This window comes from Azorhizobium sp. AG788 (assembly GCF_004364705.1).
In the GTDB taxonomy this organism is placed as follows: Bacteria; Pseudomonadota; Alphaproteobacteria; order Rhizobiales; family Xanthobacteraceae; genus Azorhizobium; species Azorhizobium caulinodans.
The window spans coordinates 12879-30623 of record NZ_SOBM01000004.1 but is presented as its reverse complement, the minus strand read 5'-3'; the positions used below and the strand labels follow the sequence as shown (position 1 = coordinate 30623).

Below are 17745 nucleotides of genomic sequence, written 5' to 3'. Positions count from 1 at the left end.
CCGGTCAGCCGCCGGTGCGCCGTGCCGGCTGGCGGCCGTTGGCGGCGATGGGCGGGCGCGGCAGGGGCAGAGGCACGTCCTCTTCCACCATCGCCTCCTCCCCGGCCTGGAAGGTGGCTGTGCCGGCCTGCGCGCTCACCACCGCCTCGGCGGTGGCCTGCGGGCTCGCCGGCGCGGACGCCACCGCAACGGAGGCCCCTGCGCCCGGCAGGGAGCGGGGCAGCGCGATGGAGGTGGGACGGATTTCCCAGCGGCACAGGCGGATGTTCAGATAGCGCTGGGCGAGGTCCACATGGACATGGTCCTCGTGATAGCCGTCCGATCCCGGCCCGAGCACGGTGGTGAAGCGCGAGCAGGCGGAGGCCTTCATGGAGGCCTGCAACGCCATGGGCAGGCCGTTGCCTTTCACCTCATAGACGCGCTTGTCGTCCAGCACGACGCCGCCCACGTCCATGGCGATGCCCATGCCGTGGTCGCTGATCTTGGCGCCGGCGATGCGGTTGCGGGAGCGGCAGTCATAGGAGGCGGCGACCTTCACCGTGTCGAGCCGCCCGCCCAGTTCCATCGCCGCCCGCGAGAGATCCTCGCGCACCCATTGAGTGACGGCCACCGCCGCGTCGCAGCGCAGCGTCGCCGCCGGCTGGAGCGTGACCGTGGTGCCGTCCTCCAGCCGCACGGCGCTGAGCTGGACCGGGCTCGGCACCGCGCAGGCTCCCTTGCCGCCACCGATGGGCGGAGCGGCGGCGGCGACCATGATGTTCTGCTGCACGAGGCTCGCGCAGGCGGCGGGCAGCTTGCCGGGCGGCGCGCGATTGGCCTCCAGCGTGTGAGGGCTTTCCGGCAGGGGCGGCGGCAGGACGAAGCTTCGGGCGGCCACCGGCGGCGGCTCGACCGCATAGGCCTGCTGCGGATTGGGCGGCGCCGCCGTCGTATAGAGCGAGGGCGGATTGGACGGCAGCGAGGCCACGGCCTGCCCGTGGTTCTGGGCGCCGTCCTCGGCGCCGGCCTGCTGGGCGTCCTCCTCCTCCAGTTCCGGCGGGCGCGGCAGGGGCAGCGGCACCGCCCGCATCCGTGCGGTGGCCGAATAGAGGGAGGGACGCTGCACCGGATCGGACGCCGCGAACGCGGGCGCGAGGCCGCATGCGGCCAGCATCAGGGCCGCTGTGGCGCGGGGCGCGAGGGCGGAGAGGGTGTTTTTCCGTTCAATCATTGCGAACAACATAGTAAATGACGCCCTCTCCGGCGTCACCGCCCCTCCCTTACCGCTCCACGGAACGAAGCTCCCCATGACCGGCCTGAAGGCGCTCCTGTTCGACAAGGACGGCACCCTCGTGCATTTCGACCACACCTGGGGACCGGCCGCCGGCGCGGTGATGCGGGCGCTCGCGGGGGACGATCCCCACGCACTGAAGCGCCTTGAGGAGGTGAGCCACTATCTGCCCGAGGAGAGCCGCTTCCTGCCCTCCTCGCCGCTGGTGGCGGGCTCCTCCGCCCATTACGGGCCGCAATGGGCGCAGTGCCTTGGCCGGCTGGCGGACACCGCCTTCCTGACCGAAATCGACAGGCTCTTCTCCGACGAGGGCCTGAAAGCGCTGACGCCGCTCGGCCGGCCGGCCGACGTGCTCGGGCATTTTCACCGGCAGGGGATGCGGCTCGGCATCGTGACCAACGATGCGGAAGCCAATTCCCGCCTTCAGGCCGAGGCGCTGGGGCTTACGCCCTTCCTCGATCTCATCCACGGTTATGATTCCGGCTTCGGCTCCAAGCCCGGTCCCGGCATGGTAAGCGCCGCCGCCGAACGGCTGGGCCTTGCCCCGCACCAAACGGCGGTGATCGGCGACAGCGCCCACGACATGGCCGCCGCCCACAGCGCCGGCGCCCGTTTCATCCTCGTGCGCACGGGCCCCGCGCCGGTGGAGCATCTCTATGATGCCGCCGATCTCGTGGTGGACAGCATCGACGACCTGCCGGCGCGGCTTGCGGCGGCCGCCTGAGGGGGCGGGCTTCCGCTTCCGCGCGCGCTGGCCTAGACAGAATGGGAGGCGGGCACCTGAAGCCCGCAGGCAGGGTCCGGCATGATCAAGCGACGGCTCTATGTGGAGGAGCGGGAATCGAGGCTCGCGCGCTGGAGCTTCCGCCTCGCCCTGTTCGCCATTCCGGTGATCGTGCTGGCGGCCGCGCTCTACCGCACCGGCGTGCTTGATTTCCAGCTGGCGCTGGCGACCCTGGGCGCGGGCCTTGCCGTAGCGCTTGTGGGCGCGATCCTCGCCGTCGTCGCCTGCGTGAGCATCTGGGAGAGCGGATGGCGCGGCATGGGGCGCTCCGTCGGCGCGCTCGCCATCGCGCTCGGCGTGGTGGCGGTGCCGGCGGCGGTTCTCGCGCGCGGCGCCATGCTGCCGCCGCTGACCGACATTACGACCGATCCGTCCGACCCGCCCCGCTTCCGCGCCATGGGACTGGTCCGTCCGCGCACCGCGAACTCCCTCGTCTATACCGGCGACACCGCCGCCCAGCTCCAGCGCGACGCCTATCCGGGCATCAAGCCCATGGATCTCGACGCGACGCCGGACGAGGCCTTCAACGCGCTCCTCGCACTTGTGCAGAAGCGCAAGTGGCACATCCTCGATGCGGTGCCGCCGCGCGGCACCCTGCGCGACGGCCAGATCGAGGCTGTGGCACCGACGCCGCTCATCGGTTTCCGCAACGATGTGGTGATCCGCGTGCGGCCGACCGCCAAGGGCACGCGCATCGACGTGCGCTCGGCCTCCCGCTACGGCTTCCATGATCTGGGCGAGAATGCCATGCGCATCTCCAGCCTCATGGCCGACCTCACCGCCGAGCGCCGCAAGCGCTGACCGGCGCCGAACGCCCCCATCAAATTTGAGGTCGATCGGCCGCGCGCCGTGGGCGGTCTGGTCTGATCGCGCCCGAGGACTTCAAGGAGAGACCACCGTGCGCCTGTTCCCGCGTCTGCTGTCGAGTGCCCTTCCCGCCACCACGCTCCTCGCCGCCACGCTCGGCGCCGCGACGGGCGCCATGGCCGGCCCCCTGCTCTCCGACATGACCGACCGCACGCTCTCCTGCGCCATCAACCCGGCCCTCTATATCGACGCTAAGGGCGAGACGGTGACCACCTTCGTGTTCCCGGATGCCGGCGGCAGCTGGATCGACGTCACGCTGCCGCTCACCTCGCCCGTGCTCGCCAGCAGCAGCCAGGACGAATTCACGCTTCTCATTCCGCCCCAGAAGGGCCAGGCCAAGGGCGAGCAGATCGCCTTCATCCGCACCTTCGAGAAGCCCGAAGGCGGCGGCAAGAACGCCAAGCCCGTGCCTGTCATCTCAATGCATGTGGACGGCGACACGGTGGGGGATGCATGCGTGGCCGAGAAGGGGCGCCAGAAATTCCTCAAGAACCGCTTCAATTCGGCCCGCGAGAACAGCTGCGGCAACGATCCTACCCCGGCCTGCGAGAAGCTGCTGGCCAAGACCTGCGGGCTGGAGATTACGCAGGACTGCGTCGCCAAGCTCCAGCCGGAACTGGCCAAGGCCAGAAACCGGCGCTGAACGCGGGCCGTCAGAACAGGCTGGGCTGGGCCACCGGAGACGGCGACCCGGCCGGCAGGCCCGTCACCTCGACGAGAAGATCGGCATCGTCATTGCGCACCGCATTCACGCGCGCCGACACCGGCCACAGCCGCATCGCATCCGCCGGATAGGGCCGCAGCAGATCCCGCGGATCGGGCGCGGTGAGATAGGGGTCAATGTCGTCCTCATCGATGATCACCGGCATGCGCTCGTGCAGCGGGCGCAGCAGATCGTTGGCCGTGGTGGTGAGGAGCGTGAAGGTGCGCAGCCATTGGCCGCTCGCCGGGTCCTTCCAGCCCTCCCAGAGGCCGGCGAACGCCATGGGCGTGCCATCAGCGCGGGCGATGGCGTGAGGCGTCTTGCCACCCGCGCCCTGCTGCCACTCATAGAAGGCATCCGCCGGCACGACGCAGCGGCGCGGCTTGAACCAGGCGGCCTTGAAGGAGGCCTTCTCCGCCACGCTTTCCGAGCGCGCATTGATGAGCGAGCCGGCGCGCGCGGTATCGGCGGCGAAAGACGGCACCAGCCCCCAGCGCAGCAGTGACAGTTCCCGCCGCTCTTCCTGCGGATTGTGGCGGATGACGAGCGCCTCCTGTGTCGGCGCGATGTTGTAGCGCGCCGGGACATTGGGCAGCGCCAGCACCGGATCGACGCCATAGCGCTCGGCAAAGGCGCGAGGCGGAGTTGTCTGCGCAAAGCGGCCGCACATCCGTCCCTCCTCCCTAGCGGACCAGAACGAAGGCGCCGTCGATGGCGGGCGGCCCCTCCGTCGTCACCAGCCCCTTGCCCACCATGTCCTCCAGATGGGCGAGCACGGTGAGGGAGGCGGCTCCGACAAGACGCGGATCGAGCCCGATATAGATGCCCCGCACGAGGTCCGGAATGGTGGTGTTGCGTTCCAGGCCGCGCAGGATGGCCGCCTCCCGCGCACGGCGGTGGTCGAGATAATCGCGCACGAAGGCGGGCGCATCGCGCACCGGCCCGCCGTGGCCGGGCAGATAGAGCGGTTCGCTGCGGGCGGCGAGCTTCTTCAGCGAGCGCACATAATCGCCCATGGCGCCGTCCGGCGGGGCGACGATGGTGGTGGCCCAGGCCATCACATGATCGCCCGAGAACAGGAGGTCGTTCTCCGGCAGGGCAAAGGCCAGGTGATTGGCGGTGTGGCCGGGGGTGGCAATCGCCTCCAGCGTCCAGCCAGGACCGGTGAGCGCCTCCCCCTCGGCCAGCGCGATATCGGGTAGGAAATCCATGTCGCCGGAGGCATCGAGGGCGTTGATCTCGCCGATATGCAGCGGACGGGCGGGCCGGTGCGGCCCCTCCCCGACGGTGACCGCACCGGTGGCAGCCTTCAGCGCGGCGGCGGCGGGGGAATGATCGCGATGGGTGTGGGTGACGACGATATGGGTCACGGTCTCCCCGCGCACCGCATCGAGCAGCGCCGCCACATGCGCGGGATCGTCCGGCCCCGGATCGAGGATCGCCACCTGCCCGCGTCCGACGATGTAGGAGCAGGTGCCGGTGAAGGTGAAGGGCGAAGGATTGGGCGCCACGATCCGCCGGACCAGCGGCGTCACCTCGTCGAGACGGCCGGAGGGCACGGGAAACTTGCGGTCGAAGGGAATGTCGTCGCTCATGCCCGCACACTAGAGCGCGATCCGCTCAGATTGAACCAATCTGAGCGGTGAATCGCCCTCCCATTCTTGAAAACGAGACAGATGCGGGCCGGCTGAACAATCGGATGACGCGAACGGCGCAGCTTGTGCACAGCGCCGCGCCTGCACACCGCGAGGGGGCCATTCCGGCCTGAAATCAGCGGTTTCGCAGCGGCACCGGTTGCGGTACAGCCGTAGAGACAGATTCGAGGATGTCCCATGCGGGTGCCCCTGACGCCGATTGTACTGACCACCGGCCTGCTGCTCGTCCTGACCTGCGGCGCGGGCGCCCAGAGCAATCTCACCCTGCCCCCCATCGATCCACCGGCCGTGCCGCAGACCTGCGCCGCCTTTGCAGCATTGGTAAAGAGCCAGGGCGCGGTCGTCGTTGGCAACACCCCCCAGACGATCCAGCGCTATGTGAAGGACCAGGCCTTCTGCGCCTATCAGCAGGTGGCCAATCCCGCCTGGATCGCGCTCTCGGACAATCCGCAATGCTTCGTCGGCTACACCTGCGGCGACAATAACGACAGCGGCAGCGGCCGCTGAACCTTCGGCAGGGCCGCATGAACGGCGGCCCGCCTACCACGGTGGCATGCCTTGGCGTACCATCCATTGAACTGAGGGGTGCCAAGCCGGAGCCCGGCCGCCGCATCCGCAACAGGGGAGGCAGGTTCCATGGGAGCAAGACTTGCCGCGCCCCGCCGGCGCTCGCGGAGCACCGCGCGCTTCCTTGCGCTCTCCGGCGCCATGCTCCTGTTGAGCGGCTGCTATGCCAGCCAGGAGCCGGTGATCGAGAACGGCGAGAAGATCGACATCGTCGGCCGCTTCACCTGCCGGGATGTGCAGACCGGCAAGGCCTACGGCTTCGAGTTCAAGGAGCGCAAGGTCGGGTCGTTCTTCCCGACCTATTCCTACGAGGCCAACCGCAAGACCTACCGCTTCATCAGGATCGACGATTCCACCTATCTCGGCCAGGAGGGGGATGAGCGCAACAAGCTCATCAATCTCTTCCTGCTGCGGCCGCAGGGGCGCAGCGCCACCATCCTGGTGCCGGACGTGGACGGCAGCCGCAACCGCCTCCAGACGCTGCTCACGGAGAACCGCGTGCTCATCAACGGCCGCACGGGCAATGGCGCGGTGATCCTCGAAGGCGAGGCGGAGGACAAGATCCGCCTCATGCGCGTGCTGCCGCAGGAGGTGCTCAAGGAGATTGCGGTCTGCGAGCCCAAGCCGCCGGCGGAGACCAAGTGACGCCGGGGATCGCGCGGACGGACGGCCTTTATCTGCGCGCCGCCGCGCAGGAGGACATCCCCGCGCTTTCCGCCCTCTCCGCCGCCGCACGCGCCCGCTATGCCGGCTGGCCGGACCTTGCTTTCGTCGCGACCGCGCCTCCGCTTGGTCCGGACCGCTTCGCCGCCGGCGAGACCCTCGTCGCCCGCCTCGAAGATGATCCCACACCGCTCGGCTTCGTGCTGCTGCGGCCGCTCGATGGCCTGCTCTATCTCGACAACATCTCGGTTGCCTCCAATGCCGGCGGTCGCGGCATCGGGACCCTTCTGCTGGCGGCGGCCGAGGCGCGGCGGCTGGCCCTCGGGCTGCCGCGCCTCGGCCTCACCACCTTTCGCGCCCCGCCCTGGAACGGCCCGTGGTTCCGCCGACAGGGCTTTGCTCCGATGCCACGGGATGCAATCGGCGCCGGACTGGCGGATGTGATCGCACGGCAGAACCGGATGCTCGATCCGGCCAGCCGTGAGGTGCTGTGGCGATCGTCTTCCGACACGGGGCTCGAAGGTTAAGCGCAGGACGATCCCAGGGCCGATACCGGCAACCGCATGGTCATCACCGACGCTGGGCGACTGCGGGACACACCGTCACAGCACCCATGGCCTGCCCACGAAGACAGGGATACCGTCACGAGGAAGAGCTGTTGTCAGCGCTATCTTTACAGGCGCAGCGCCGCAACCCTAGATTTGCCTCAAGCAGGCCGCGCGCTCCACTCGGATGCTATTGCAGGCTCGGCATCGGAACACAGTGACAGGGGAAACGCCATGCCGAGTGCCGCCGATGAATATGTCTACAATATCGATTTCTTCGCCACGCTGTCCCGGCAGACGGGAACGGTGAAGCTCGAATACAACGCAACCACGGGACGCTTCTCGGTTGCATCCGCCGCGTTCTTCCGCAGCATCGGCAACTGGGGAAAGGGGGATGCCAAGCAGTCCATTACCAATAATAGCACGTTCCACGACCCGATCGTCGCAGTGTTCCGGGCTGCCGCGACGAATCGTCTGAGCGGACTCAAGCTTATATCCGCCGCTAATGGCATAGCGTCACTCAAGAAACATTATACGGACGCGAGTAAAATATCTTTCCTAAACAGGACGCTGAACGATATAAAAACCTATTTACCGACTTACGCTGAAGAGCTGATTGAGCGCTTCCACACCATCGTTCCTGAAGCTGTTCTTTCTCCACTCGATCTGTCCTTCATGGACAAGATATGGGATTTTCGCGACACGCTTTTCGCGTTGTTGGAAGCGGCTGAACGCCCCGATGCCACCAACAATCCCAAAAATCGCCCTTACGCAAATCTCGCGAACGAAATATACAGAAAATATGGTGGGCATTTGGAGCCCGCGATTACGGACCTTGAAACTTGGATCAAATCAATCCCTACGGTTGCTCACGAGGGAGTCCGTTATTACCCCCTCCAGAACAAGGGGCCTCTGCCGGCAACACAATATATGAAGCTGATCACGAGCCAATCGCGAGGTTCGGATTTCATTTACTACAGCCCTAATCGGGGAAAAGCTCACGACGAGCTTTGGCGCGTCTATCTGAATTTCGCCCCTGCTTACGCCGGCCCGCTTCTTCGCTTTCTTGGGGCGCAAGCTGCAACCTATCATATCGATTCCTACAAGATCGCAGGCCCCCTCGCCTTCCATACCCGCACCGACAAGGTTGTCGTTTATGTCAGTCACAGCGGCCTTAACGGACTGACGACAAGGCTCATCCGGGACGCCGCGACCTTCGGCTTTCGCGATCCTGTTCCAGCCATGACGATCCGGCTTGCCCCAGGCATCTCCAAGGGCGTCGAGCCTGGGTCCGTGAATCTCGGCTTCAGCGTCATGTATGATCGCGATGGAAATCTTGATCTCAGCCCAGAGCAACTGCGCCGCCAGAGCTACGGGACCATCCGCAGCCAGCTCATCGCCGCCGCGCTGACGCAGATGTATGCCGTCGAGCATGACAGCGCCCTCGCCCGGGGCGCCTATCTCGGCGACAAGCAGAACTTCCTCAAATGGGTCGCGATCGCCTTCGAGAGCTATCGCGACGAACTGGAAGGCCGCACCCGCTAGCCGAGCCCGAGCGAAAGGGGCCGCCCGCGGACGGCCCTTTTGCCCGGCGTTCGGGCGTAGCGCCTCAGCCGAAGCCGCGCTCCTTCAGCACCTCCGCGATCTCGTCCAGCGCGACGGGATCGTCGATGGTGGCGGGGGCCGACCAGCTTTCGGCATCCGCGATCTTCTTCATGGTGCCGCGCAGGATCTTGCCCGAGCGAGTCTTCGGCAGGCGGTTCACAGTGAAGGCCAGCTTGAAGGCCGCCACCGGGCCGATGCGGTCGCGCACCAGATTGACCAGTTCCTTCTCGATGATGTTGGGCGCCCGCCGCTCGCCCGCTTTGAGCACCACGAAGCCGCAGGGCACCTCGCCCTTCAGCGCGTCCTTCACGCCGATGACGGCGCATTCGGCCACGTCGGGGTGCGAGGCCAGCACCTCCTCCATGCCGCCGGTGGAGAGGCGGTGGCCGGCGACATTGATGATGTCGTCGGTGCGGCCCATGACGAAGATGTAGCCGTCCTCATCGAGGAAACCGGCGTCCGACGTCTTGTAGAAGCCGGGGAACTCATCGAGATAGGCCTCACAGAAACGCTCGTCCTGCTGCCACAGCGTCGGCAGGCAGCCGGGAGGCAAGGGCAGCTTCACGACGATGGAGCCCATGGTCCCCGCCGGCACGGGTTTGGCGGATTCGTCCACCACCTGCACGTCATAGCCGGGCATGGCGACGGTGGGCGAGCCGGGCTTCACGGGCAGGAGGCCGAGGCCTACCGGATTGGCGGCAATGGCCCAGCCGGTTTCCGTCTGCCACCAGTGGTCCACCACCGGCACCTTCAGATGCTGCTCCGCCCAGAGAATGGTGTCGGGATCGGCCCGCTCGCCCGCGAGGAACAGGGTGCGGAACTGCGACAGGTCGCGGCCCTTGAGATGGGTCGCCTCCGGATCTTCCTTCTTGATGGCGCGAAGCGCCGTCGGGGCGGTGAAGAGGGCCACCACCTTGTGCTCCTCGATCATCCGCCAGAAGGCGCCGGGGTCCGGCGTGCCCACCGGCTTGCCCTCATAGATGACCGACGTGCAGCCGAGGATGAGCGGGCCATAGACGATATAGGAATGGCCCACCACCCAGCCGATGTCGGAGGCGCACCAGAAGACCTCGCCGGGCTTGAGGCCATAGAGGTTTTCCATGCTCCAGCGCAGGGCCACCATGTGGCCGCCGGTGTCGCGCATCACGCCCTTGGGCTTGCCCGTGGTACCGGAGGTGTAGAGCACATAGAGCGGATCGGTGGCCTTCACCGGCACGCAGTCCGTCCCGCGCCCCGCATCCGCAAAAGCGGCGCGGCGCTCGGCCCAGTCGTGATCGCGCCCCTCCACCAGCGTGCCGGCCAGTTGCGCGCGCTGGAGCACGAGGCAGCCGGTGGGCTTGTGGGCGGCGATGGTGATGGCGAGATCGAGCAGCGGCTTGTAGGGCACGACGCGGTTCGGCTCGATGCCGCAGGAGGCGGCGAGCACCACCTTCGGCCGGGCATCGTCGATCCGCACCGCCAGCTCATTGGCCGCGAAGCCGCCGAACACCACGGAATGCACGGCGCCGATGCGCGCGCAGGCCAGCATGGCCACCACCGCCTCCGGCACCATGGGCATATAGATGACCACGCGGTCACCCTTCTCCACGCCCATGTCGGTGAGGATGGCGCCGAGGATGCGCACCTCCTCCAGCAGCTCGGCATAAGTGAGGCGACGCTGGGAGTTGGTGACCGGGCTGTCGTAGATCAGCGCCGTCTGACTGCCGCGACCGGACGCCACATGCCGGTCCACGGCATTGAAACAGGTGTTGCCCACCGCATCCGGAAACCAGCGGCCATAGACGCCGAGGCTCCCGTCGAAGACGGTGCCGGGCGGGCTGGTCCAGTCGATGTCGCGCGCGGCATCGCCCCAGAAGGCCTCAGGATCGGCCTTCCAGCGCGCATAGGTTTCGCCATAGCGGCTGCGGCTCTGGTCGAGCATGGCACACTCCTCCCGTCTTCATCTTCTCGTTGTGCCGATTGACGCTCAAGGTTGTGGGGGAGGCAAGTCCGATCTTCTGCGTAAGACCTTGGTCTCAGAACGGCCCGCGTTGCGCCGGCGCGGGCGGCTCGGCTACGGTCACGTCAAACATAAGACATATCGGGAAACGCCGCATGACATCGATCTTCGATCAGCATCTCGACCGCAATCCCGCCAATTACCAGCCGCTGACGCCGCTCGGCTTTCTGGAGCGGGCGGCGAGCGTCTTCCCCGATCAGGTGGCGGTCATCCACGGGCCGCTGCGCCGCACCTATCGCGAGCTTTACGCCCGCACCCGCCGCCTTGCCTCGGCGCTGGCGCAGCGGGGCATCGGGGTGGGTGACACGGTGGCGGTGATGCTCTCCAACACCCCGCCCATGCTGGAAGCCCACTATGGCGTGCCCATGTGCGGGGCGGTGCTCAACACCTTCAACACCCGGCTCGACGCCGCCATCCTCGCCTTCACCATCGACCATGGCGAAGCGAAGGTGCTGATCACCGACCGGGAATTCTCGCCCGTCATCAAGGCGGCGCTGGCGCTCGCCACCCGCAAGCCGCTGGTCATCGATTACGACGACCCGGAATATGCCGGCCCCGGCGAGCGGCTCGGCGCCCTGGAATATGAGGACTTCATCGCCGCCGGCGATCCGGATTTCGTGTGGGCGCCGCCCGCCGACGAATGGGACGCCATCTCGCTCAACTACACCTCGGGCACCACGGGCGATCCCAAGGGCGTCGTCTATCACCATCGCGGCGCGCACCTGCTCTCGGTGGGCAATGTGGTGACCTGCCATATGGGTCCGCACCCGGTCTATCTGTGGACCCTGCCCATGTTCCACTGCAACGGCTGGTGCTTCCCCTGGTCGGTCTCGGTGGTGGCCGGCACCCATGTGTGCCTGCGGCAGGTCCGCGCCAAGGCCATCTATGAGGCCATCGAGGACCACAAGGTCACCCATATGTGCGGCGCCCCCATCGTCATGTCGACGCTGCTGAATGCGCCGGAGACGGATCGCCGTCCCCTGCCCCACACCGTCTCCTTCATCACCGCTGCCGCTCCGCCGCCCGCTGCCGTGCTCGCGGCCATGCAGGAGGCCGGCTTCAACGTGGTGCATGTCTATGGCCTGACCGAAGTCTATGGCCCGGCGGTGGTGAATGACTGGCACGGCGAATGGGACGCCCTGCCCCCCGCCGAGCGCGCGGCGAAGAAGGCCCGGCAAGGCGTGCGCTATGGCGCGCTGGAGGCCCTCGACGTGCTCGATCCCCTGACCATGGAGCCCGTGCCGGCGGACGGCGAGACCATCGGCGAGGTGATGTTCCGGGGCAATGTGGTGATGAAGGGCTATGTGAAGAACCCCGCCGCCACGGATGCCGCCTTCGCCGGCGGCTGGTTCCACTCCGGCGACCTCGGGGTGAAGCATCCCGACGGCTATATCCAGCTCAAGGACCGCTCCAAGGACATCATCATCTCGGGCGGGGAGAACATCTCCTCCATCGAGGTGGAAGACGCCCTCTACAAGCATCCGGCGGTGAGCGCCGCCGCCGTGGTGGCCCGGCCAGACGAGAAATGGGGAGAGACGCCGCTCGCCTTCGTGGAGCTGAAGGACGGGGCCGCCGCCTCCGCCGAGGACCTCATCGCCCACTGCCGAGCGCATCTGGCCGCCTACAAATGCCCGCGAACCATCCTGTTCGAGGAGATCCCCAAGACCTCCACCGGCAAGATCCAGAAATTCAAGCTCCGCGAACTGGCGAAGGGTCTCTGACCTTACGCCATCCTTCCGCTTCGGAAGGACAGTCGCGGCCACTTTTCTTGCGAATTCGTAATCTTGCCGCCATGGTCCTGCCATGCGGCGCGCGCGTAAGCTCGTCGCACGATCCTCCATTGTGACGAGTTCGATGCGCGCACTCCTGACCCTGCTTCGCGACATCCGCCGCCTGGCGCTTCCCTATTTCCGCAGCGAGGAGCGCTGGACCGCCATCGGCCTTCTGGGTGCCGTCATCGGCCTGGAACTCGCCTGGGTCTATTGCACGGTGCTGCTGAACCGCTGGAACAACGCGTTCTATGACGCCATCCAGGAGAAGGACTTCGGCGCCTTCAAGCACCAGCTCCTGATCTTCTGCGCCATCGCGGCGGGGGCCATCTGCGTTGCGGTCTACCAGATCTATCTCAAGCAGTGGCTGGAGATCCGGTGGCGGCGCTGGCTGACGAAACGCTATCTTGAGCACTGGCTCGGCGACGACACCCACTATCGCCTGCGCCTCTCCGGGGACGCGGCGGACAATCCGGACCAGCGCATCGCGCAGGATGTGTCCATGTTCGTCAGCCAGACCATCTCGGTCGGCGTCGGGCTGCTTGGGACCATCGTCTCGCTCACCTCCTTCTCCGTCATCCTGTGGGGCCTGTCCGGGGCCATCGACCTGAAGCTGTTCGGGATCGACATGCATGTCCCCGGCTATCTCTTCTGGGCGGCACTCCTTTATGCCGCGCTCGGCACGCTGATCACCCATTTCATCGGCAAGCCCCTGGTGCGCCTCAATTTCGACCAGCAGCGCTATGAAGCGGACTTCCGCGTCGACATGGTGCGCGTGCGCGAGAACAGCGAGCAGATCGCCCTCCTCGGCGGCGAACCGGCGGAAAGCCGGAAGCTCGAAGGCCGCTTCGGGCGCATCCTCGACAATTACTTCGGGCTGATGAAGGCGCAGAAGCGCCTCACCTGGTTCACCGCCGGCTACAATCAGGTCTCGAACATCTTCCCCTATGTGGTGGTCTCGCCCGGCTATTTCGCCGGCGCCATCCAGCTCGGCACGCTGATGCAGACGGGCTCCGCCTTCGGCTCGGTGCAGGGCGCATTTTCCTTCTTCATCTCCTCTTATTCGACCCTGGCCGAGTGGACCTCGGTGGTGAACCGTCTCACCGGCTTCGAGGCGGCCATGGAGGTGGCCAAGCGCGACGACGGCGCCCGCGCCTTCCCACACCGGCGCGAGGCGGCGCAGGAAGCCGCGCTCGCGCTCGCCGACATGGACGTGCGCCTGCCTACGGGCGAGGCCATCGTGGCCGTGGACCGCCTCAGCATCGGCAAGGGCGAGCGGGTGCTCGTCACCGGCCCCTCAGGCGGGGGCAAGACCACGCTTTTCCGCGCCATCGCCGGCATCTGGCCCTTCGGCACGGGTACGATCACCCTGCCGCAGGATGCGCGGGTGATGATCCTGCCCCAGCGGCCCTATGTGCCGGTCGGGCGGCTGGACGATGCCCTCACCTATCCGCTGCCGGCCGCGGACTTCGACCATGCCCGGCTTGCGGAAGCACTGACGGCGGTCGGCCTCGAGGTGCTCGTGCATCGCCTCGAGGAGCAGGCGCTCTGGCCGCACATCCTCTCGCTGGGCGAGCAGCAGCGCCTGTCCATCGCGCGGGCGCTTCTGGAGCAGCCGGACGTGCTGCTGCTGGACGAGGCGACCGCCGCGCTCGACGAGCCGTCCGAGGCCGCCGTTTACGCCCTCCTGCGGGCGCGGCTGCCGCAGGCGACCGTGCTCTCCATCGGCCACCGCGCCACCCTCAACGCGCTGCACGACCGCACGCTTGCCCTCTCCGGGACCGGCCTGCCCCGCCGGCTGGTGGACGGGCCGGCTTTTCAGCCGGAAGCCGCCTGATCGGTTGACGCTCGCCATCTTCGCCCGTAACGCCTGTTGAACCTCCGCGCTGCGGCGGGGGCCAGGGGCGGGGCGCGGAACGAGGCGGCCGGCCGGAAGGATCAGGGGCATGTTCAGACGCGACCTGCGGCGGATTCGCTTTGCGCTCACCTCCCGGATGCTCTGGAAGCGCCGGGCGGTGTTCCTGCTGGGTGCGGTCGCGGTCGGCGTTGCCTCGGTCGCCTTCGCCAAGATGGCGGACGGGGCACAGGAGTTCTACGTCCACACCATGGAACGCATGCCCTATGCGTTCCTCATCCTGACGCCGCTCGGCTTCGGCCTGTTCGCCTGGGCCAGCGCCCGCTTCTTTCCCGGCGCGCAGGGCAGCGGCATTCCGCAGGCCATCGCCGCCCGCAGGTCCGGCAGCCCGGCGCACCGCGCCCGCCTGCTCTCCGCGCGGGTCACCATCGGCAAGGTGCTGCTGACCTGCCTCGGTCTTGCGGTCGGCGGTTCCATCGGCCGCGAGGGGCCGACCGTGCAGCTCGGCTGCGCCATCATGGTGGCGCTCGCCGCCTTCGCCGGCATCGGCCGCGCCAACGGTCTCATTCTGGTGGGTGCGGCGGCGGGCATTGCGGGCGCCTTCAACACGCCGCTCGCCGGCGTCATGTTCGCCATCGAGGAGATGGCGAAGTCCTATGACAAGCGCCTGTCCGGCCTCATCGCCGCCGCCGTGGTCATCTCCGGCATGGTGAGCCTGCTACTGGTGGGCCAGTATCTCTATTTCGGCTCCATCCCGACGGAAGCCTTCGCGACCATCGGCTGGAATGCCGTGGTGTTCTGCGCCGTGGTGGGGGGCGTCGGCGGCGCCATCTTCTCGCGCGGCCTCGTGGCGCTTTCCAATGCGAAGGGCCGCATCCTTGGCCCGCTGCGCCAGCGCCCCTTTGTTTATGGCGCGCTCTGCGGCCTTATCGTCGGCGCGCTGGCCATCCTCACCCACGGCTTTGCCGGCGGCTCGGGCTACGGGCCGACGCGGCTGCTCCTGGAGGAAGGCGTCGCCTCGCCCTGGTGGTACGCGCCGATCAAGCTGTTCACGACGCTCCTGTCCTCCGCCAGCGGCATTCCCGGTGGCCTGTTCTCGCCGTCGCTGTCGGTCGGCGCCAACATCGGCGCCGCGCTCGCGCCCTTCATGCCGGAGATGGACATCCGCGCCCTCGCCATGCTGGGCATGGTCGGCTATTTCGCCGGCGTGGTGCAGGCGCCTTTGACCGCCTTCGTCATCGTGATGGAAATGACCAACGAGGTGCACCTCGTGGTGCCGATGCTGGCGACGGCATTGCTCGGTGCCGGCATCTCCCGCGTGCTGGCGCCCGAGCCGCTCTATCACGCCCTCTCTTTCGCCTATGACCCGAGGCCCGAGGAAATGCCGGGGGCAGGCGAAGCCAAGGCCGACACCAAGGCCCCCTGAAGTGCCCGCGGGCGGGGGCCGCGCAGAGACTTGAGACTCAGCGCAACTGCGCTCCGGTGGCAAGCAGGATCTGCGGCAGCTGGGCGCCGGCGAGAACCTCATATTCGGCCTCGCGCGGGGAGGTGAGCGGATCGCGTTTGCCCAGCGCCTCATCCACCATGCCGGGATGCACCATCACCAGCCCACCGTCCTCCAGCCCGGAAATGAACTGGGTGAGCAGGCGGCCGAAATTGGTGCCCATCTTGAAATTATAGGCTCCGGCAAAGCCCCGGTTGGTGGCGAGCCCCAGCGCCTTGGCCTCGGCGGCGAAGCCCCGCGCCAGGAAGCCGATGTAGCGGCCCTTGAGGTCGAGCCCCACCAGCGCACCGGGTGCCGGCGTGCAGTCGCGCACCCAGGCCTCGGGCGCCCGGCTGCGGGTGACTTCGAGCACCGCCTCCCGGATGGTGGGCAGCAGATGCACATGCTGGTGGCCGTCCACATGGTCCGGCGGGCGGCCGAAGGCTTCCTCGAAGGCCAGGAACTGCGTCTCGATCTCCGCCTTCACATTCACAGGGTCCAGCCGGCGGGCGAAGGACATGGCCATCAGCCGGCCGAGCGAAGGGAAGGTCGCGCCCTTGAAGCCGTGGGTCAGCGGCTCGAAATTGCCGGTCAGCGTCACATGCAGGCCGATGCTCGCCTGCCCGCTGGTGAGGGGCATCAGGGCATCGGCTTCCTCGAACAGGTCGGGCAGCACGGTCATGACCGAGGTGGCGTTGATGCGCCGCTCCGCCAACAGGGCACGGATGGCGGCGGAGACGCCGGGAGCGATCCCGTAATCGTCCGCGCAGATGACAATACGCTTCACGGCAAAGCCTTGGGCAACTCCAAGCCGACCGGACGATCGCCCGCGGCATCCGCATGGCGGACCGCGTGATCAGCGACGAAATAGACCGGACGTGCTTTGATTTCGGACAGAATGCGAGCGATGTATTCGCCCATGATGCCGATCACCAGCAGCTGCACGCCGCCGATGACCATCAATCCGACGACGAGCGAGGGATAGCCCGGCAGGGGAATGCCCCAGACCAGGCGCTCTATGACAATCCAGGAGCCATAGAGGAAGGCGGCGGCGGCGAGCGCCGCGCCGACCATGCCCGCGAGGCGCAGCGGCGCGGGCGAGAAGGAGGTGAGGCCCTCCATGGAGAGGCCGAGCAGGCGCAGGAAGCTCCAGGACGAGGTGCCGTGCTCGCGCGCCGCCGGCCGGTAGGGCACCGCCTTCTGGCGGAAGCCGATCCAGCTCGACAGGCCCTTGAAGAAGCGGTTGCGCTCCGGCAGGCGCCGCAAAGCGGCAGCGGCGCGGGGCGAGAGCAGGCGGAAATCGGCGGCGTCCTCGGGAATGCGGCTTTGCGCGCCGAAGTTGAGCAGCCAGTAGAAGATCTTCACGAAGGTGCGGCGGGCGGCCGGCTCGTCCATGCGATCGGCCTTGATCGCATAGGCGACGTCATAGCCCTCGTCCTTCCAGAGGCCGACGAAAGTCTCGATCATCTCCGGCGGATGCTGGCCGTCGCCGTCCATGAACAGCAGCGCATCGCCGCGGGCGTGGTCGAGCCCCGCCATCAGCGCGGCTTCCTTGCCGAAGTTGCGCGACAGCGCCACCACCTGCACGTCCGTGCCCTGAGGCTTCAGGGCGAGCGCCACGGCGGCGGTCTGGTCGCGGCTGCCGTCGTCCACATAGACGATCTCGATGCGCATGCCGCGCGCTTCCGCCACCTTCCGCGCATGGGCGCTGAGGCGCTCGTGGAAGAACGGCAGGCCGGTGGCCTCGTTGTAGCAGGGAACGACGATGCTGAGGTCAGGGGTCATGCGTATTACCGGGGGAGGCCTCAAGCTGCCATGGGAAGGCTTAAATGTGTTTATCCGCAGGCGTGATCCCCGCGAAAATTTTTCACCGCGCTGGGGAACCGGACCCGTGCCGGGGCGTTCTGGAGGTTGGGACGATCGGATCCCCCCACCGACGTCTCACCCGACGCGGCCGCCTTTCCCCCGGGGCGGCCGCGT

General features: G+C 67.4%; 16 protein-coding genes. 10 read left to right on the top strand and 6 right to left on the bottom strand.

Annotated elements, in window-relative coordinates:
* Positions 1 to 4: 4 nt before the first annotated feature.
* A complete protein-coding gene (locus DFO45_RS10820) occupies positions 5 to 1210 on the bottom strand; it encodes an extensin family protein (RefSeq protein ID WP_166657100.1) in 1206 nt (401 codons plus the stop codon).
* Between the two features lie 76 nt (positions 1211 to 1286).
* Between DFO45_RS10820 and DFO45_RS10815 the strand changes: the two genes are divergently transcribed.
* The 3 genes from DFO45_RS10815 to DFO45_RS10805 all read left to right on the top strand — a co-directional run bounded on the left by DFO45_RS10815 (position 1287) and on the right by DFO45_RS10805 (position 3564).
* Positions 1287 to 1994 carry an HAD family hydrolase gene (locus tag DFO45_RS10815; RefSeq protein WP_133864873.1) on the top strand — a complete coding sequence of 236 codons (708 nt, stop codon included), beginning with the start codon at positions 1287 to 1289 and terminating at the stop codon, positions 1992 to 1994.
* Positions 1995 to 2075: 81 nt separating this feature from the next.
* Positions 2076 to 2855, top strand: a complete 780-nt coding sequence (locus DFO45_RS10810) for a DUF1499 domain-containing protein (RefSeq protein WP_133864872.1) — start codon at positions 2076 to 2078, stop codon at positions 2853 to 2855.
* Positions 2856 to 2952: 97 nt separating this feature from the next.
* A complete protein-coding gene (locus tag DFO45_RS10805) occupies positions 2953 to 3564 on the top strand; it encodes a hypothetical protein (RefSeq protein WP_133864871.1) in 612 nt (203 codons plus the stop codon).
* A 10-nt stretch (positions 3565 to 3574) separates the two neighbouring features.
* Here DFO45_RS10805 and DFO45_RS10800 read toward each other — a convergent pair whose 3' ends face one another.
* Positions 3575 to 4294, bottom strand: a complete 720-nt coding sequence (locus tag DFO45_RS10800) for an SOS response-associated peptidase (protein ID WP_133864870.1) — start codon at positions 4292 to 4294, stop codon at positions 3575 to 3577.
* 13 nt (positions 4295 to 4307) lie between these two features.
* Positions 4308 to 5219, bottom strand: coding sequence for an MBL fold metallo-hydrolase (locus tag DFO45_RS10795; RefSeq protein WP_133864869.1), 912 nt, complete (start codon positions 5217 to 5219; stop codon positions 4308 to 4310).
* 237 nt (positions 5220 to 5456) lie between these two features.
* On the opposite strand from DFO45_RS10795, the gene DFO45_RS10790 reads away from it, so the two are divergent.
* The 4 genes from DFO45_RS10790 (at position 5457) to DFO45_RS10775 (ending at position 8599) form a co-directional block, all read left to right on the top strand.
* On the top strand, positions 5457 to 5786 hold the full coding sequence (locus DFO45_RS10790; protein WP_133864868.1) for a hypothetical protein: 330 nt from the start codon (positions 5457 to 5459) through the stop codon (positions 5784 to 5786).
* A gap of 129 nt (positions 5787 to 5915) precedes the next feature.
* The gene (locus DFO45_RS10785; RefSeq protein WP_133864867.1) at positions 5916 to 6491 is read left to right on the top strand and encodes a hypothetical protein; all 576 of its coding nucleotides are present in this window, start codon (positions 5916 to 5918) and stop codon (positions 6489 to 6491) included.
* Positions 6488 to 7036 (top strand): GNAT family N-acetyltransferase, encoded by a 549-nt coding sequence (locus tag DFO45_RS10780; RefSeq protein WP_208299777.1) that lies wholly within the window; start codon positions 6488 to 6490, stop codon positions 7034 to 7036. The genes DFO45_RS10785 and DFO45_RS10780 overlap by 4 nt, the downstream gene beginning before the upstream one ends.
* Before the next feature lie 252 nt (positions 7037 to 7288).
* Entirely contained in the window at positions 7289 to 8599 is a 1311-nt protein-coding gene (locus tag DFO45_RS10775) for a T3SS effector HopA1 family protein (RefSeq protein ID WP_133864866.1), read from the top strand.
* 64 nt (positions 8600 to 8663) lie between these two features.
* On the opposite strand, the gene DFO45_RS10770 is transcribed toward DFO45_RS10775, so the two are convergent.
* Positions 8664 to 10580, bottom strand: a complete 1917-nt coding sequence (locus tag DFO45_RS10770) for a propionyl-CoA synthetase (RefSeq protein WP_133864865.1) — start codon at positions 10578 to 10580, stop codon at positions 8664 to 8666.
* 173 nt (positions 10581 to 10753) lie between these two features.
* On the opposite strand from DFO45_RS10770, the gene DFO45_RS10765 reads away from it, so the two are divergent.
* The 3 genes from DFO45_RS10765 (at position 10754) to DFO45_RS10755 (ending at position 15708) form a co-directional block, all read left to right on the top strand.
* Positions 10754 to 12379 carry an acyl-CoA synthetase gene (locus DFO45_RS10765; protein WP_133864864.1) on the top strand — a complete coding sequence of 542 codons (1626 nt, stop codon included), beginning with the start codon at positions 10754 to 10756 and terminating at the stop codon, positions 12377 to 12379.
* A 133-nt stretch (positions 12380 to 12512) separates the two neighbouring features.
* Positions 12513 to 14264, top strand: a complete 1752-nt coding sequence (locus DFO45_RS10760) for an ABC transporter ATP-binding protein/permease (protein WP_133864863.1) — start codon at positions 12513 to 12515, stop codon at positions 14262 to 14264.
* Between the two features lie 109 nt (positions 14265 to 14373).
* Complete coding sequence (locus DFO45_RS10755; protein ID WP_133864862.1) at positions 14374 to 15708, top strand: chloride channel protein; 1335 nt, start codon at positions 14374 to 14376, stop codon at positions 15706 to 15708.
* Positions 15709 to 15745: 37 nt separating this feature from the next.
* Here the strand turns inward: DFO45_RS10755 and DFO45_RS10750 are convergent, their stop codons facing one another.
* Positions 15746 to 16552 carry a ChbG/HpnK family deacetylase gene (locus tag DFO45_RS10750; protein WP_133864861.1) on the bottom strand — a complete coding sequence of 269 codons (807 nt, stop codon included), beginning with the start codon at positions 16550 to 16552 and terminating at the stop codon, positions 15746 to 15748.
* Positions 16549 to 17550, bottom strand: a complete 1002-nt coding sequence (locus DFO45_RS10745) for a glycosyltransferase family 2 protein (RefSeq protein WP_133864860.1) — start codon at positions 17548 to 17550, stop codon at positions 16549 to 16551. Before DFO45_RS10745 ends, DFO45_RS10750 begins: the two co-directional genes overlap by 4 nt.
* Between the last annotated feature and the right edge of the window lie 195 nt (positions 17551 to 17745).

What these genes read in the sequence shown, in the direction of transcription:
- DFO45_RS10820 (WP_166657100.1), bottom strand. Translation starts at nt 1,210, where the DNA reads ATGATTGAACGGAAAAACACCCTCTCCGCCCTCGCGCCCCGCGCCACA.
- DFO45_RS10815 (WP_133864873.1), top strand. Translation starts at nt 1,287, where the DNA reads ATGACCGGCCTGAAGGCGCTCCTGTTCGACAAGGACGGCACCCTCGTG.
- DFO45_RS10810 (WP_133864872.1), top strand. Translation starts at nt 2,076, where the DNA reads ATGATCAAGCGACGGCTCTATGTGGAGGAGCGGGAATCGAGGCTCGCG.
- DFO45_RS10800 (WP_133864870.1), bottom strand. Translation starts at nt 4,294, where the DNA reads ATGTGCGGCCGCTTTGCGCAGACAACTCCGCCTCGCGCCTTTGCCGAG.
- DFO45_RS10795 (WP_133864869.1), bottom strand. Translation starts at nt 5,219, where the DNA reads ATGAGCGACGACATTCCCTTCGACCGCAAGTTTCCCGTGCCCTCCGGC.
- DFO45_RS10790 (WP_133864868.1), top strand. Translation starts at nt 5,457, where the DNA reads ATGCGGGTGCCCCTGACGCCGATTGTACTGACCACCGGCCTGCTGCTC.
- DFO45_RS10785 (WP_133864867.1), top strand. Translation starts at nt 5,916, where the DNA reads ATGGGAGCAAGACTTGCCGCGCCCCGCCGGCGCTCGCGGAGCACCGCG.
- DFO45_RS10775 (WP_133864866.1), top strand. Translation starts at nt 7,289, where the DNA reads ATGCCGAGTGCCGCCGATGAATATGTCTACAATATCGATTTCTTCGCC.
- DFO45_RS10770 (WP_133864865.1), bottom strand. Translation starts at nt 10,580, where the DNA reads ATGCTCGACCAGAGCCGCAGCCGCTATGGCGAAACCTATGCGCGCTGG.
- DFO45_RS10765 (WP_133864864.1), top strand. Translation starts at nt 10,754, where the DNA reads ATGACATCGATCTTCGATCAGCATCTCGACCGCAATCCCGCCAATTAC.
- DFO45_RS10760 (WP_133864863.1), top strand. Translation starts at nt 12,513, where the DNA reads ATGCGCGCACTCCTGACCCTGCTTCGCGACATCCGCCGCCTGGCGCTT.
- DFO45_RS10755 (WP_133864862.1), top strand. Translation starts at nt 14,374, where the DNA reads ATGTTCAGACGCGACCTGCGGCGGATTCGCTTTGCGCTCACCTCCCGG.
- DFO45_RS10745 (WP_133864860.1), bottom strand. Translation starts at nt 17,550, where the DNA reads ATGACCCCTGACCTCAGCATCGTCGTTCCCTGCTACAACGAGGCCACC.